This is a genomic window from Streptomyces sp. NPDC001851 (assembly GCF_040297165.1).
Classification (GTDB): Bacteria; Actinomycetota; Actinomycetes; order Streptomycetales; family Streptomycetaceae; genus Streptomyces.
On sequence record NZ_JBEOYR010000031.1, the window covers coordinates 71,268 to 86,643 of the forward strand.

Consider the following 15,376-nt stretch of genomic DNA (forward strand, 5'->3'; position numbering starts at 1 on the left):
TTTCGCGGGATCTGTCCGGGCGCCTTCGACGGCGCGACACGGTGGGACGGGGAAGGTGGACGGTGAGCGGTTCGGGGCCGGAGACGCGAGACCAGGCGGAATGGTTCACCCAACCCGTACGAGGCATCGCCCGGCCCTGGCGGGACGAGCTGGCCCGGGGTCTGGCCGACGTGGACGCACTCGGCCGGGAAGCACGGCACGTGGTGCTGGAAGCCGGGCACACCGCCCTCCTCAGGTCCCTGCACGCCAAGCTCTCCCGCCTGTTCCTGATCGAGTTGCACGCGCTGCGCCTGACGTCAGGTGAGGCGGGAACAGCGCATGGCGGGCAGGCCGTCACCGACACGGAGACGTGGTCCGCGTTCATCGAGCAGGCCGGCGAGCCGGGCTACCTCGACCGGCTGGCCGACCGGTACCCGAGCCTCGGTCGGCGGATCGCGTGCGTGGCGCGGCTGTCGGTGGCGGCGACGACGGCGTTCGCGACGCGGCTCGCCGCGGACCGTGCGGTGCTGGTGCCGTTGCTGGGGCGATCGCCGGGGGAGTTGCGGGCCGTCGGCTTCGGCGCGGGCGACAGCCACCGGGGCGGACTGTCCGTCAGCCGGGTCGACTTCGCGGGCGGAAGCGTCATGTACAAACCCCGGCCGTCCGGGATCGATGTGGCCCTGGGCGCCCTGCTGGACCAGCTGTTCACGGACTTTCCCGGTGTCCCGGCGGCGGAGGAGCGCATCCGTGTGCCGCGAACCCTGGCGCGTGAGGGCTACGGCTGGGCCGAGTTCGTCCCCCACCGGTACTGCGCGGACGACGCCGAACTCGCCGCGTTCTACCGGGGTGTCGGACACTGGCTGGCCGTCCTCCGGTTCATCGGCGGCACCGACATGCACGCCGAGAACATGATCGCCGCAGGGCCGGTGCCGGTGATCGTGGACGCGGAGACACTCTTCGACGCCCCGGCGGCGTTCCCGCCCGGCGACCGGGGTGACGCGGTGGACGTGGCCGCGGCGGCGATCCGCCGCACGGTACTGCGGACCGGACTGCTGCCCGTGCGCGGCACCGGTTTCGCGCTCGGCGGAGTGGACATCTCCGGAGTCGGGGCGCTGCCCGGTCAGCAGCCGCTGATCCCGAACCCGGTGATCGCGGACGGCGGCACCGCGGCGGCCCGCTTCCAGGTGGACCTGGTGGCGATGCCCGTCACGGGCAACCACCCCAGCCCCACTCCGGTCCTGAGCACGTACTGGGACCGGATCCTGGCCGGCTTCCGCGAGATGACCGCGCACCTGCACCGGCCCGGTCAGGACCCGTACCGGCTGCTGCGCCGCTTCGAGGGCACCCGGGCGCGGCGTATCCGGCGCCCGACGCAGGCGTACGTCGACATCGGGCGGATGCTGTGGCATCCGGCGTCGTTGCACGACGAGGCGGCAGCCGTGGAGCGGGCCCGGGACATTCTGCGGCGCAACGCCGAGGTGCTGCCCGGCGCGCCCACCGACCGCGCGACCATCGACAGCGAGATCGCGGACCTGCTGGCCGGCGACGTACCGATGTTCACCTTCACCGTGGACGCGACCGCGGTACGCGGCACGGTCGAGGACTGGCGCACCGCCGATCTGGCGCTGGAGGAGGCGGTGATCCAGGACGCGTTGGTGGGTGCCTACCTCAACGAGCGTTCGCTGCCCGCCCGGGTCCAGGCCGCCGCCCGCGACCCGCACGCCCGCGACCGGGAGCGGCGCCGCCGGGACCTGGCCGCGCAGATGGTACGACGGCTGTGCGAAGGCGCGGTGCGCGGCGCGGACGGTACGGTCACCTGGATCAGCCCCGTCTTCACTCCCGCCGGGTGGTCCATCCGGGTGCTGCCCGCCGACCTCTACACCGGGCAGGGCGGGGTCGCGCTGACGCTCGCGGAGTACCTGACCGAGGTGCGGGCCGGCCGGGCCGAGGAGGTGCCGGGCGTGGCCGAGACGTTCGAGGGCGCCGTGCGGGTGCTGCTCGGCACCGAGGACCGCGCGCCGACGCCGTCGGCCGGGGCGTTCAGCGGTGCGGCTTCCCAGGTGTGGACGTGGCTGGCGCTGCACCGGGTGCTCGGTGAGCACTGGCTGCTGGAGCGGGCCGCCGAGCGGGCCCAGCTGCTCGCCGAGGGCGCTCCGCTGGTCGAGGAGGACATCGAGGTGGACCTCCTCAACGGGGCCGCCGGCGCGATCGTCCCCCTGCTCGGCCTGGCCACCGCGACCGGGCAGGACCGGTGGCTCGGCGCCGCCGCGCACATCGGGCGCCGGCTGACCGGGCTGGCCACGCTCGACGCGAGCGGCGCCCGCTGGACGACCAGGCTCAACCCCGAGGGCATCGGCGGCTTCGCCCACGGCGCCACCGGCATCGGCTGGGCGCTGGCCCGGCTCGCCCTCAGCGACGCCGGCTCCGAGGCCGAACGCCGCGGCTGGAGACGCCTCGCTCAGCAGGCCTTCGCCTTCCAGGAGTCCCTCTGGCGGCCCGGACAGGGCAACTGGCTCGACGTCCGGATCGGCGCCGAGGAGGACTTCTTCACCAGCTGGTGCCACGGCAGCGCGGGAATCGGCATCGGCATGCTCGACCTGCACCGACGCACAGGCGATCCCGTCCACCTCGACATGGCCCGCCGCGCCGCACGTGCCTGCGCCGCCGAGGGCTTCGGCTGGAGCCACACCCTCTGTCACGGCGACCTCGGCCTCTGGGAGTTCCTCACCTCCCTGGGCTTCGGTGACCCGCTGGACCTCGACGCGGAGATCCTCACCGGTCTCGAACAGCGCGGCCCCGTGGGCGGCCTGGCCCGCGAGGCGTTCTCACCCAGCCTCATGTCCGGCCTCGCCGGCGTCCTGCACACGCTCCTGCGCATGCATCCCGCGGCGGACCTGCCCAGTCCCCTGCTGCTGGACTGAGGCCCGAAGGCATCCGAAAGGGGCACCCTTGCGTGCTGCGCATTTCCGGATCATGTCGGGCACAAGCAATTACCATCGACAATTGATTCGCTGCTCCCTGATCTCCTCTCCCATGGGCCCTGGTCTGCTGCCGACGTAGGTGATCGGGTCCGAAAGGACCTGTGATGAAGGCCGACCCGCAGGCGATGGGCACGATGACCGTGGAGAGCACCGTCGTGGCCTCGGGCTTCTGGGACCAGTTGCCTGTCGATGTCCGTTCCCCGGAATACCGGGCCGACCCCTATCCGTTCTTCGATCTCCTGCGCGGTGAGGGACCGGTGGTCCGTCTCTCCGACGGCGTACTGGCGGTCACCGGGTACCGGGAGTGCCTGGCGGTGCTCGCAGACCCGCGGTTCGGGATGAAGCCTCTGGGGATGGACGGCAGGTCACTGCTGATGACGGACCCGCCCGTGCACCGCCGGTTGCGCAGCCGGGTCGCAGGGCCGTTCGCCGCCCGTGCCGTGGACCGCCTGCGGCCGGCCATCAGCCACCGGGTGGCCGCACTCGTCTCCCGCGTCGGCCCGTCCGGCGAGGTCGATGTCATCGAGGACCTCGGGGTCCCGCTCACGTTGGACGTGATCTGCGCTGTGGTCGGCATGCCCCTGGAGGAGCGGCCGGCCTGGTTCGAGGCGCTGTCGTGCCTCGCGGCCGGTTTCGACCCCGAGGCGCTGCTGGACGACGAGACGAGAGCGCGTGTCACCTGCGCCAGGCTGGATTTCGCCCGGTACCTGGGAGGCCTCATCGAGGAGCGCCGGCGTCATCCCGCCGGTGACTTCGTCAGCGCTCTGGTGGGCCCCGGGCCGGACGGGTCGCTGCTGACGGAGGAGCAGATCATCGCCGGCGTCAGCCAATTGGTGGTGGCGGGTTTCGAGCCGGCGGTCAACCTGATCGCCAACGGCCTGCACGCACTGCTTCGTCATCCGGATCAGCTCGCCCGGTTGCGGCAGTGTCCTCGGACGGCACCCGACGTGGTGGAGGAACTGCTGCGGTTCGACCCACCGATCCAGTTGGTGCCGCGGGTAGCGCTGCGGGACGCGGACATCCGGGGCGTACCCGTCACCGAGGGCACCGTCGTCGGCTTGCTGGTGGGAGCGGCGAACCGGGATCCGGACGTGTACGCCGATCCGCACCGACTGGACACCGGACGGGTGCCACAGCACCTGTCCCTGGGGTGGGGAGAGCACTTCTGCCTGGGAGCCCGGTTGGTGCGGGTGCAGGCACAGCTGACACTGACGGCGCTGGCCCGTCGCCGGCCGATGGCCGAGGACGAACCCGTGCGCTACAAGGCGACCCTGATCAGCCGCGGTCTGGAGCGGTTGCCCGTCGTGCTGACGGCTCCCGAAGACCAAGAGCCGCGCTGACCTCCTCGGTCCCCTTCCCGGTGCACGCGACGTGGGGGCATCGCACGCGGCGGAGGATTCCGTCGTCCGCGGTCACCGGGGCGAGGCTGCGCGGCTCATGCGGCGTGCGCAGCGCCGGGCCAGGTCGTCGACGGTGGGGCTGTTGTAGATCTCCACGGCCGGGAGGCTGAATCCCAGGCGTTGATGGATGGCGGACATCAGCTCCGCACCCATCAGGGAGTCCAGGCCGAGTTGCTCCAGGGGCCGGTCGGCCGGGATGTGGTCGGGTGAGGTCTGCAGCACTCGACTGAGGATGTCGATGACAGCCTCGGTCACCAGGACGTGCGCCTGCTCGGGGGATGCGGTGGCGACCGCCTGCAGCAGCTCCCGGTGGGAGGAGCCGTCCTCATGGTCTGTGTCGGAGAGGACGAGGCGGAAGCGGGGTGCGGCGAGGGCGGGGATGGTGTGCCGTACCCGGCCCCAGTCGATGCCGGCGGCCATGACGACACCGTCCGAGGCCTCGTCGCCGGCGACGAGGAGCGCCTCCAGTGCCGCCAGGGCGTCCTTCGGGGGCATCGGAGGGAGACCGATCTGGGTCATGAACTCGCTCAGATCGTGCCGGGCGACGAAACCGACGTCGGCCAGCGCGCCCCAGGCGACGGCGAGGGCGGGCAGTCCGGCGTCGCGGCGGGAGCGCGTCAGTGCCTCCAGCAGGATGTTGGCCGCGGTGTAGTTGGCCTGGCGATGGTTGCCCAGCAGCGCGGACGCGGAGGAGTACAGGACGAAGAAGTCCAGTTCCCTGTCGCGGGTGAGGCGGTCGAGGACCAGCGCCGCGCCCGCTTTCGCCGCCACGACGCGGCGGACGGAGTCATCGCTCAGCTGGGTCAGCGGTGCGTCGTCGAGAACCATGGCGGCGTGCATCACGCCGCGCAGGGGGCGCTCGGGGGTGTCGGCGGCGCCCAGCACCTCGCGCATCGCCTCGCTGACCGCGGCGTCGGCGGCGTGTACGTGCACGGTCGCGCCCTGTGCGTTCAGACCGGCCACCAGGCTCTGCGCGTACGGGGTGGCGGGGCCGCGCCTGCCGACGAGGTGCAGGTGCCGGGCGCCGTGGTCGACGAGCCAGCGGGCGGTGGCCGCTCCGAAACCGCTCAGACCGCCGGTGACCAGGTAGGCCGCGTGCGGATCGAGGCGCAGTGAGCTCGCGGAGGACTTCCCTCGCGTGCTGCCCGTACGGGGGGAACGTCGGTCGTTCGGACGGTCGTCCAGCGTGATGACGACCTTCCCGACGTGGCGGGAGTGCTGCAGGGCGGTGAAGGCGTCCGCTGCGCGGTCGGCCGGGTAGACGTGGTGCAGGACGGGACGGTAGACGCCCTCGTGGATGCGCCGGCAGACCTCGGCGAGCTGCTCCGTGACGACCTGCGGCTGGTCCTGGGCCAGCTGCGCCAGGTCGGTGGTGCAGAACGTGAGGTTGTTCAGGAAGGGACCCAGGAGCAGGCGGCTGTTGGCGTACAGGTCGCGTTTGCCGAGTTCGATGAAGCGCCCGCCGGGGCGAAGCGTCTCCAGCCCCCGTCCGATGGCCTCCCCCGCCAGGGAGTTGAGTACCACGTCCACGCCGCGGCCTTCGGTGAGTGCCCTGACCCGCTCGGCGAAGTCCAGGGACCGCGAGTCCAGGACGTGGTGAATGCCGAGCAGGCGCAGCAGGTCACGCTTGGCGGGGGTGCCGGCGGTGGCGATGACCCGGGCGCCGGTGTGCTCGGCGTACTGGGCGGCGGCCAGGCCGACGCCTCCGGCGCCGCCATGGACGAGGACGGTCTCACCCGGGGCGAGGCGGGCCAGCTGGTGCAGGCTGTGGTGCACGGTGAGGAAGACCACGGGCAGGGTGGCAGCGGCGCTGAAGTCCATGCCGTCGGGGATACGGCCGACGGCCGTGGCGGGGAGGTGCATTCTCACGGCGGACTCCGGCTCGGGGACCAACTGGTGGGCGCGGAACCTCAAGCTGCGCCAGGGCATGCGGGCGTCGCTGTCGGACGCCGGCCACGATGGGTCCGGGGACGCCGTACGCGATCGCGGCGCGGTTCGCCCACCCGGACCGGACGGTGATCGCGCTCGTCGGTGACGGCGCGTTCCAGATGAACGGCATGAACGAGATGATCACCAAGGTCGACAACGAGATCGCCCCGATCCCGCCACGCATCATGAAGGCCAGGGCAAGAAGGCCGCCATGGCGGCGCTCCACGACCCGGAGAAGGCCGGCATCACCGCGAAGGCGTGCGCCAGAAGATCACCGAATACGCCGAACACCTCCCGGGCCGGGGCCAGAAATGAGCGGTCCCCTGGCGGAGTGAAAGCCGCCCGGCGCAGGACAGCCAGCTCGTGGTGGTCACCGGCGCGAGCGCCGGTGACGGGGTGCCACGGCCCGGGCGTTCCGCGCGCGGGGCCGCCGGGGCGCTGCCCGGGACGACGACCCAGGTGCCTGGACCACCTCGGGTGCACGGTGGCACGCCGGGGAGTCACTCCGTCCGGAGACCGCGGGACCGGTGGGCCGTTCGGCGCATCGACCGACGCGAAACCCTGGCCGGCCGGGTGGTCTTTGCATAGGGCGACGGATGGCGGGGACCCATGGCGATGCAGAGGAAGCCAGTCCAGTGCAGAGGCCCAGATGACTCCCCTCACCCCTCTTCGCCCATCGGCGAGGCTCCAAGCCGACGGTGCGCTCACGTCTCCGCAGATCGACGACTTCTACCAGGTGGCCTGTGCCGGCCGGCTCACCGAGGTGGCCGAGCGCATGCCGGGACGGCACTCATGAGCGGTGAGGGGGCGACCGTGGACCTGGCGGCGTCCCGGATCGACTCGGTGGATGTGCACGCCTTCGAGGTGCCGACCGACGGACCGGACGGCAAGGAACAGGACGGCACCCTGGAGTGGGACTCCACGACCATGGTCCTCGTCCAGGTCCACGCCGGCGGCCGCACCGGGCTCGGTTACACCTATGGGGATGTGTCGGTCGCCTCGTTCGTCGAGTCCAAGCTCGCGCCGCTGGTGCACGAACAGGCCGTCACCGCGCCTGCGGCCCTGTGGGAGCGGCTGCAACGGCAGATCCGCAACGCCGGCCGCCCCGGCGTCGGAGCCATGGCCGTCTCCGCGGTGGACGTGGCCCTGTGGGACCTCAAGGCACGGCTGCTGGACCTGCCGCTCATCCACCTGCTTCCCGCCCGGCACGATCGGGTACCGGTGTACGGCAGCGGCGGATTCACCAACTACTCCCTCGACCGGCTCACCGAGCAGCTCACCGGCTGGGTGGAACAGGGCATTCCGCGCGTCAAACTCAAGACCTCCCGGGACCCTGGACGCGACCCGCAGCGCCTGACGGCCGTACGCAGGGCCATCGGCGACGAGCCGGAGGTCTTCACCGACGCCAACGGGTCCCTGGGCCGCAAAGAGGCGCTGTACTGGGCGCGCCGGTTCCATGACGAGTGGGACGTGCGGTGGTTCGAGGAACCCGTCACTTCGGCCGACCTGGACGGTCTGCGCATGCTGCGGGAGCGGGGCCCGGAGAGGCTGGAGATCACGGCGGGCGAGTACGCCTACACCACACAGGACTTCGTCAATCTCGTCCGGGCGCCCGCGGTGGACTGCCTCCAGGCCGACGTCACCCGCTGCGGCGGCATCACCGGTGTCCTGGAGGCGGCCGATCTGGCGGCGGCCCACCACCTGGACCTGTCCGCCCACTGCGCGCCGGCGGTCTCGGCTCACGCGTTCTGCGCCGTGCGCCGGCTGCGGCACCTGGAGTACTTCCACGACCACGTCCGGCTCGAACGCCTGCTGTTCGACGGCACGCTGTCACCCGACGGCGGTGCCCTGCGCCCGGACACCGGCCGGCCCGGCCTCGGCCTGGAGGTCAAGTGGCCCGATGCCGAGCGCTACCGCGTCTACGGAACCCGGACCGCCTGACCAAGCTCGCGAAGGAGAGGTGAGACCGATGGCGAAGCCAACGGAGCACCGCGACCCCGTCAGACGCTCGACGGCGGCAAGCTGGAGGAGGCGCCGCGTAATTCCGTCAAAGGCGAGGTGCGGTTCGACACCGCCTCGCTCGGGCTGTACGCCCAGGACGCGCCCCACTTCCGGCAGGTGCCCGGCTCCCAGGCGTGGTACGACCAGGTCATCGCGGCCAACCCGAGCGACCCGCACCACCTCTACCTGGGCCTTGAGGAGATGGTCGAGTCCCGGGACGGCGGCAGCACCTGGAAGGCGATCGGCCGCTACTGGACCTTCGGCATGCCGTGCTTCCTGGGTGAGAGTCAGGTCTCCCGATTCGGGACCCCACTCGGTGGTGAGTAGTGCGAACCGGTTGCGCAGGTAGCCGCCGAAGACCGTCGGTCCACGCACCTCGATTTCCCCGCTCGTGGTGGCGCGCACCTCAAGGCCCGCTCGCGGTCAGTGCCTCCACCAGTGGCATCCATGCCTTGGCAGCGTGGATGCCACTGACACACAGAACCGGCTCCTCCCACTCCATACGACTCACAGGCGACAGCCACGGAGCCGACGCGGACGCGCTCCATCAAGAAACCACCACTCCCTCCGGGAGGATGCGACAACCAGCCGGGACGGCCGACCCGCACCCAGGCGGCACGCTCCGGCCGAACCGGGCCCCACGGCCATCGAGTTACGGAATTCGCTGGCGGTGGGCGGCCAGGGCCGGCGCTGAGGCGCGGTCTCGGATGCGGTGCCGTCGGCCGTCGTCTCGTCGTTATGCATCGGTGAGACCACGGAATGCGGGAGAGCGGGACAGTGGGAGGATGCGACGGTGACGGCAAGAACCAGTGATATCGAGCAGGCGGCCGGTGTGCTGCGCGCCGGAGGGCTGGTGGCCTTCCCGACCGAGACCGTCTACGGTCTGGGCGCCGACGCCGAGGATCCCGCCGCTGTGGCGCGCATCTTCCAGGTGAAGGAGCGTCCGCCCTCCCACCCGCTGATCGTCCACATCGGCGGCGCGGATCTGCTGGACGACTGGGTCGAGGACGTGCCGGCGACCGCGCGCCTGCTGGCCGAGCGCTTCTGGCCGGGGCCGCTCACGCTGGTCCTGCGGCGCGGTCGCCGGGTGCCGCTGGAAGCGACCGGCGGCTTGGAGACGGTGGCCGTGCGCGTGCCCGACCACCCCGTCGCCCTCGCGCTGCTGTCGGCCTTCGGCGGCGGTGTCACGGCCCCGTCCGCCAACCGCTTCGGCCAGGTCAGCCCGACCACGGCGAACCACGTCCGTGCGGAGCTCGGTGATGCCGTCGACTTCGTGCTGGACGGCGGCCCTTGCGAGGTCGGCGTCGAGTCGACCATCGTCGACGCCACGGGCGAGAGCCCGAGCATCCTTCGGCCCGGCGGGGTGACGCGCGAGGACCTCGAAGCGGTGCTGGGGTCCCCGCTCGCGGTCCACTCCACCAGCCGTGTCCGGGTGCCGGGCCAGCATCCGTCCCACTACGCACCGCGTGCGCGGGTCGTCCTCGTCGAGCCGGAGAAGGTCGTCGCCGAAGCGGAGCTCACGCAGGAGATGGGGCACCGGGTGGGCGTGCTTCTTCCCCCTTCCCTCGCCGACGCCCCGGTGAAGGCGCACGCCGTGGTGACGGTCCCCGGGGTGATGGCAGCCTACGCGCGCGGGCTGTACGGGTTCCTGCGCGAGCTCGACCAGCAGGGGTGCGACCTGATCGTCGCGTCCCTGCCGGTGGAGGAGGGCCTGGGACTCGCGATCGCCAACCGGCTGCGCCGCGCCGCGGGGCCCCGGCCCCAGGCGTGACGGGCACCGACACCGTTCGGTGTGCCTGCCGGGGTGGCCACCGGTTGCGTGGCCCAGTGGGCGATCTCGTACCCGATCCGCAGAGCCTGTCTCCGATCCTTGCAGAGCCAAGGCGACGGGCATGTCGCAGAGCCAAGGCGACGGGCATGTCGAGGCCACGGGCCGCGACGAGACGTGCCGTGCCGTACCGTCCTCCAGCGCTGCGCACGCCGCGCCGACCGCGCCGCACCGACTCGTGGCCGATGACCATGCCCGGAAGGCCGTCCAGCACGCCGACGCCGTACTGGATGCTGCCGATCACTTCCGGGCCCATGACGTGGCCGGCGGTGCGCACCACGGAGGGATCGCCCGGATTCGTGATCGGAGATGATCTCGGCGCCGTCACACACCGCCGACGACACCCCCGCGGGGCAGGGGTGCGACCCGCTGCCCACGAGCGCGCTCGGCGGGCGCGGGAGCTGGACCTTTCGTAGATTGAGGAGCGAGAGACTGGCAGGGAAAGCGTGTGACACCGAAGATCGACTACACCGGGGTGTTCGCAGCCCTTCCGAGCCCGTGCCTGGTGCTCGGCACGGACCTGGTGATCGCCGCTGCCAACCGGGCCTTCTGCGAGGTGACCGGGCGGAGCCGGGCCGAGCTGATCGGGCAGTACCTCTTCGACACCTTCCCGGACAACCCCGCCGACCCGGAGGCTGACGGGGTGGCGACGCTGAAGGCCTCACTGCACCGTGTCCTGTCCTTGGGTCAGACGGATCACATGGCGTTGCAGAAGTACGACATCCCCATCGCCGGCAACCCCGAGGTGTTCAAGGAGCGGTGGTGGACCGCGATCAACGTGCCCGTCCTCGGCCCGGACGGAAGGGTGGCCTGGATCATCCACCGGTCCGAGGACATGACCGACGTCGTCCGCGCCCGCCGCACGGCGCAACTGCCCTCGGTCCGGCCCGGCCGGGAAGCGGCCATGGAAGCCGAGCTGTACGCCCGGGCGCGGCAACTGCAGCGGCTGAACGAGGAACTGCGACAGGCCCACGCCCGTGAACGGCGCGTCGCCGTCGCGCTCCAGGAGGCCATGCTCCACTCGCCGGACCTGGCCCGGCACCCGAACATCGCCGTGCGCTACCTGCCCGCGACCGGATCACTGAACGTGTGCGGCGACTGGTACGACGCGGTCGACCTGCCCGCCGACCGCTTCACCGTCACGGTCGGCGACGTGGTCGGCCACGGGCTGATGGCCGCCACCGTCATGGGCAGGCTCCGCAGCGCACTGAGCGCCGCCACCCGCACCGTCCACGGCCCCGCCCAGGCACTGGAGGTCCTGGGGCTGTACGCCCGCTCCGTCGAGGGAGCACTGGCCGCCACCGCCGTCCAGGTCCTCGTCGACTGCCACAGCCACCTGCTCATCTACAGCAGCGCCGGCCACCCCCCGCCCGTCCTACTGCACCCGGACGGTTCCTGCGAGCTGCTCGACCAGGCCACCGACCCACCACTGGGCGCCCGCCCGGAACACGTCCCACGTCCCCAGGCCAACGCGACCTACACGCCCGGCGACACCCTTGTCCTCTACACCGACGGCCTGATCGAACGCCGTGGTGAGGACATCGACGCGGGCCTGGCCCGCCTGACCTCCACGCTCGCCACCTGCACCGAGTTCGGCGCGGAACACCTCGCCGACGCCCTCCTCGCCCGCCTCGACGTCGCCAGCGGCGCCAACGACGACATCGCCATCGTCGTCGTCCGCCTGGACCGAACGACCCGACCGTACTGATCGAGCCGATGTCGTCGTCGGTGACTCGGGAGCCACACCGCAGAGCACTTCCACAACCAGCCGTTCGGCCGGCCCGCGCAGGCTGACCTCGTCGTTCGCCGAGACAGGCGCGGAAGCATGCTGCCACCGCGCTTCATCGTCTGTGCCCCGCCCTTGACGGCCCAGGCCCAGGCCCAGCGGACACGATGGCGATCACGAAAAGGCGCGCCGCCCGGGCACCGTCGAGACCCGGGACCGTGCGGCGTGCGGTGCTCGCTGCCAAGCCGTGAGACAGTCTCAGGGCCAGCCGACCTCGCCATTTCGAACCGCCAAGGGCTCGAAGCGGTCCGAGTCACAGAACCTGGTCCAGCCCAGGCGGATCTCGCCGGTGGACGTATGGTGCCGGTCATCTGCTCTTGAGGCCAGCCAGGTGAGCAGTTCACCAGTGCTGTCGAATTCGTCGGGGTGTATCTCCTGCCGAACGGTCAGGGCCCATGTTCCGTGACGGGTGTCCTGAGGGCTCAACAGCACCGAGACGAGCACTCCGCCCACCTTCCACGCCTCGCCCTGCTGAGCCAGCAGAGGCACAGGCTCGTCCACCACGACAGGTTCGCCGTCTTCTCCCTCAACGGCCATCGGGAATGCGGACACGATGCCGAGACGCTCCGGCTTGGGTCCCAGCCCGAGATGCCACCGCAGCTCTGCGACCTCTTGGTCAGAGAGCCCCTCGCGCAGATTCAGAGCGAGGGAGAGTTCGTAGATGTCAGCCACACCGGCACGTTATCGCCTGGGTATGACAATCAAGGCGAGCCGTTCGTCAGCAGCAGGTGGAAGGAGCGGTCCCGGTGGACGAATGTGGCGGTGTCGGAGCCACTGCCGTCGAAGTACACCGGCGGCTGCGGCCTCTCGCCACTGTAGTAGCCGGTGGAGCGCAGGAAGTCGGGGCTGACAGCGGCGAAGGACCATGCCGGGCCGTCTGCGCCCAGCAGTACCCGCGTGAAGCCGCACACCAGTTGCTCGGCCTCCGCCGCCGCGTAGTGGTGGCCGTAGGGGCTGAACGCCTCGCAGAGCATCCAGCGCAGCCGTGCCAGGAAGCCCGCATGGTCGAGTGGGCTGATCGCGGCGTGGAAGCCCTCGCGCAGGAGCGGATGCTCGAAGGGCTCGCTGTCGTACTCGACCGTCAGGTTGTGCCAGTTGCGGCGCACGTCGGCGGCACGCATGAGCCGCTGGAAGACGGCACTGCGCAGGAAGGCACGGAGGACATCCTGGCGGTTCTCCGCTACGACGGGCACATCGCAATCCGCTGAGAGCAGCAAGGTGTTGCTGTTCATCGCGTGGTCGACGGCGGAGAGGAAGGCGTCGACGGCGGGGGGTTCGGGATCGGGCGGCGGCGCGGTGAAGTTCGGAAAACCCACGGCAGCAGCCTTGTGGACGGCTGGTCGCTACTTCAACGGCACTTCCGCCACTCGGACCGGGCGGATCAGCGGCCGCTCTCGTTACGTTCCTTGAAGCAGCTACGACGAACCATTCTCCGGGCCTGACCGGGTGAGCGAGCCGCTCGTGCCCAGGGCGCCACCATGTCAGTGGGGCCGGTGAGAATGGGTTGATGACTTACACCATGCCTGTGCCGCTGCCGTCCGCGCTCGTGGATCACCATGCGGTTGACCTGGAACGCAAGTACACCGACGGCTGGGGTCTGAAGGTCGAAGACGTGGCCGCCGCGCCCTCCGGTGATATCTATGCCCTCTACAGCGTCCACCGCTTTACCCGTGGTGTGGCCGGCGACGAAGCCGACCCGGCGAAGGCGCACTTCGGGTACTCGCTCGTGACCCGGTACGCCCCCGACGGCACCGTGCTCGCCACCGCGGTCTCGGGGCAGAGCGAGCATTACCTGCGCCAGGACACGACTTTGGGCGGCCCCACGACAGGGCTGGGCAGGGACCTGTGGTGGGCCAAGGGACTGTGTGTCCTGCCCGACGGCACACTCGCGGCGACCGGACCGGGAGACCACACTCATCTGATCACCGCAGACCTCACGGCGGTGACCGCGCACCACGGTATGCCCCGCAGCCGACACGAGAACGGCCCGCGCGACCCGTTCGCCACCTGGATCAGTACGACTCCCGCAGGCCGTCTGCTGTGCACGACCGGCGAGTACGGGCTCTACAACTACGGCAATCTGCTCAACAACATCGTGGCGATCACCGACCGGCCCCTCACTCCGACCTCGAAGCCGACACTGCAGGCCCTGGCCTCCATGGAGGCAGAACCGGTCAAGCACACCGAAGCCGATCTGCGGCCGGACGTCCTGTTCAACGGCATGCCGGTCGGCATGGACCATCGGCCGCGGCCCTCGCTGACGGAGTACCTCACCGGGCTCCAGCAGACCGCGCGGCGATGGGACTGGCACGACGCGAGGCTCGGCCGGCCTGCGGTGGTGCGTGAGGACCTGTTCGTCGTCCCCATCTTCGGACACATCAACCGGGGCGGGAGCCGCGGCCAGCGGTTCGCCTTCGTCCTGGTCAGCGACAAGGGCGAGTTCGTCGGCCAGCTCGGCGGCATGCATCTGCACCGCGACAGTCCCTTCACCGGCTTCTGCTTCGCAATCGCCGCCGACCCCGCACGCGAGCGGATCTACCACCTCAACCGGTACGGACTGTTCGCCTGGACCGCCACGGGAGTCCGAGCCCAGCGACTGGACCTGGAAGAGGCGCGGTTCAAGCTGCTCAAGCACTTCACACTCGTGGACTGCACCCCCACGGGCGAGCTGGTGCTCGTGCACCGCACGCAGCACCTGATGCTCCGCGTCCCGTGTCCCGCTTCCCTCGGTGACCTCGGCCAGGTGGTGGAGGACGCGCTGCGCTCCTACGCCAAGGAGCGAACTGCCCTCAAGAAGCGGTGGCAGCCGGTGAATTGGCACTGGGTCGACAGCACGGCTCCACTACACCGCCTCTGATGGAGCGGCACGACCGGACGGCCAGGACGCCGGAGTGGTCGCCCTCAGTCAGCGGTCGTTGGGGCTCAGCAGCGTGGCGGCCGCGGCGACGAAGGCGACGGATGCTTCCTTGGCCGCATGCCGCCGGGCGTCCAGTTCGGTCCGGTCCAGAGCCTTGCGCAACGCATATGTGGCATCTGCGGCCTGCTGAGCGGGGCCGGCCAGCTCGGGGACCAGGACCTGAAGGCGGATGTGCGGCGCGGTGATTGCCGCCCGGGTGTCGTGGGACCTCGTCTGGGCCTCCAGCTGGTGCTCGGAGCCTGCCTCGGCCAGCGCCAGACGCTCCCGGTGGAACATCGCCGAGCGGTGCGCGTCCAGGGCGGCCGCGAAGTCGGTGACGGCACGGAGCTGGTCCTGGCGGTGGCTGTCGGCGCGCTCCTCGGCACGCGCGGTGCGTGCCGAACGGTGCTGGAGGAGGCCGGCGGTCAGGGCACCGGCGAGCGTGCCGAGTACGGCAACGATCGAAGGCCATATCGACATCAGGTGTTGGTCCTCTCGGGTGGTCCGTTCCGGTGGTGAGGCCGGCGAACAGCGAGGTACACGGCGGCGCCTTGGGCGGCCGGGTTACTCCCGCGA

11 protein-coding genes and 2 pseudogenes are annotated in these 15,376 nt (G+C 71.0%); 8 read left to right on the forward strand and 5 right to left on the reverse strand.

Annotated features, from left to right (window positions below):
* Positions 1-62 precede the first annotated feature (62 nt).
* The gene (locus ABT171_RS34435) at positions 63-2,900 is read left to right on the forward strand and encodes a type 2 lanthipeptide synthetase LanM family protein (RefSeq protein ID WP_351250334.1); all 2,838 of its coding nucleotides are present in this window, start codon (positions 63-65) and stop codon (positions 2,898-2,900) included.
* Positions 2,901-3,064: 164 nt separating this feature from the next.
* Complete coding sequence (locus tag ABT171_RS34440) at positions 3,065-4,300, forward strand: cytochrome P450 (protein WP_351250335.1); 1,236 nt, start codon at positions 3,065-3,067, stop codon at positions 4,298-4,300.
* Between the two features lie 72 nt (positions 4,301-4,372).
* Here ABT171_RS34440 and ABT171_RS34445 read toward each other — a convergent pair whose 3' ends face one another.
* Positions 4,373-6,289, reverse strand: coding sequence for an SDR family NAD(P)-dependent oxidoreductase (locus ABT171_RS34445; RefSeq protein ID WP_351250336.1), 1,917 nt, complete (start codon positions 6,287-6,289; stop codon positions 4,373-4,375).
* Between ABT171_RS34445 and ABT171_RS34450 the strand changes: the two are divergent.
* The 4 genes and pseudogenes from ABT171_RS34450 to ABT171_RS34465 form a co-directional block, all read left to right on the forward strand.
* Positions 6,219-6,604 (forward strand): annotated as a pseudogene (locus ABT171_RS34450) (thiamine pyrophosphate-dependent enzyme); the annotation flags it as partial. The gene ABT171_RS34445 and the pseudogene ABT171_RS34450 overlap by 71 nt on opposite strands.
* Before the next feature lie 477 nt (positions 6,605-7,081).
* On the forward strand, positions 7,082-8,230 hold the full coding sequence (locus tag ABT171_RS34455) for an enolase C-terminal domain-like protein (RefSeq protein WP_351250337.1): 1,149 nt from the start codon (positions 7,082-7,084) through the stop codon (positions 8,228-8,230).
* Between the two features lie 117 nt (positions 8,231-8,347).
* Positions 8,348-8,617 (forward strand): hypothetical protein, encoded by a 270-nt coding sequence (locus tag ABT171_RS34460; RefSeq protein ID WP_351250338.1) that lies wholly within the window; start codon positions 8,348-8,350, stop codon positions 8,615-8,617.
* Positions 8,618-9,083: 466 nt separating this feature from the next.
* Positions 9,084-10,061: an L-threonylcarbamoyladenylate synthase gene (locus tag ABT171_RS34465; RefSeq protein WP_351250339.1), complete on the forward strand. Its 978-nt coding sequence runs from the start codon at positions 9,084-9,086 to the stop codon at positions 10,059-10,061.
* Between the two features lie 186 nt (positions 10,062-10,247).
* On the opposite strand, the pseudogene ABT171_RS34470 reads toward ABT171_RS34465, so the two are convergent.
* A pseudogene (locus ABT171_RS34470) lies at positions 10,248-10,410 on the reverse strand (carbonic anhydrase); the annotation flags it as partial.
* 156 nt (positions 10,411-10,566) lie between these two features.
* On the opposite strand from ABT171_RS34470, the gene ABT171_RS34475 reads away from it, so the two are divergent.
* Positions 10,567-11,826: a PP2C family protein-serine/threonine phosphatase gene (locus ABT171_RS34475; protein ID WP_351250340.1), complete on the forward strand. Its 1,260-nt coding sequence runs from the start codon at positions 10,567-10,569 to the stop codon at positions 11,824-11,826.
* Positions 11,827-12,102: 276 nt separating this feature from the next.
* Here the strand turns inward: ABT171_RS34475 and ABT171_RS34480 are convergent, their stop codons facing one another.
* Positions 12,103-12,576: a hypothetical protein gene (locus tag ABT171_RS34480; protein ID WP_351250341.1), complete on the reverse strand. Its 474-nt coding sequence runs from the start codon at positions 12,574-12,576 to the stop codon at positions 12,103-12,105.
* A gap of 29 nt (positions 12,577-12,605) precedes the next feature.
* Positions 12,606-13,220, reverse strand: coding sequence for a hypothetical protein (locus tag ABT171_RS34485; protein ID WP_351250342.1), 615 nt, complete (start codon positions 13,218-13,220; stop codon positions 12,606-12,608).
* A 191-nt stretch (positions 13,221-13,411) separates the two neighbouring features.
* Between ABT171_RS34485 and ABT171_RS34490 the strand changes: the two genes are divergently transcribed.
* Positions 13,412-14,761 carry a hypothetical protein gene (locus ABT171_RS34490; RefSeq protein WP_351250343.1) on the forward strand — a complete coding sequence of 450 codons (1,350 nt, stop codon included), beginning with the start codon at positions 13,412-13,414 and terminating at the stop codon, positions 14,759-14,761.
* 48 nt (positions 14,762-14,809) lie between these two features.
* Here the strand turns inward: ABT171_RS34490 and kilB are convergent, their stop codons facing one another.
* A complete protein-coding gene (kilB, locus tag ABT171_RS34495) occupies positions 14,810-15,280 on the reverse strand; it encodes a plasmid transfer protein KilB (protein WP_351250344.1) in 471 nt (156 codons plus the stop codon).
* Positions 15,281-15,376: the final 96 nt, after the last annotated feature.

What these genes read in the sequence shown, in the direction of transcription:
- ABT171_RS34440 (WP_351250335.1), top strand. Translation starts at nt 3,065, where the DNA reads ATGAAGGCCGACCCGCAGGCGATGGGCACGATGACCGTGGAGAGCACC.
- ABT171_RS34445 (WP_351250336.1), bottom strand. Translation starts at nt 6,289, where the DNA reads ATGCCCTGGCGCAGCTTGAGGTTCCGCGCCCACCAGTTGGTCCCCGAG.
- ABT171_RS34455 (WP_351250337.1), top strand. Translation starts at nt 7,082, where the DNA reads ATGAGCGGTGAGGGGGCGACCGTGGACCTGGCGGCGTCCCGGATCGAC.
- ABT171_RS34490 (WP_351250343.1), top strand. Translation starts at nt 13,412, where the DNA reads ATGACTTACACCATGCCTGTGCCGCTGCCGTCCGCGCTCGTGGATCAC.
- kilB (WP_351250344.1), bottom strand. Translation starts at nt 15,280, where the DNA reads ATGTCGATATGGCCTTCGATCGTTGCCGTACTCGGCACGCTCGCCGGT.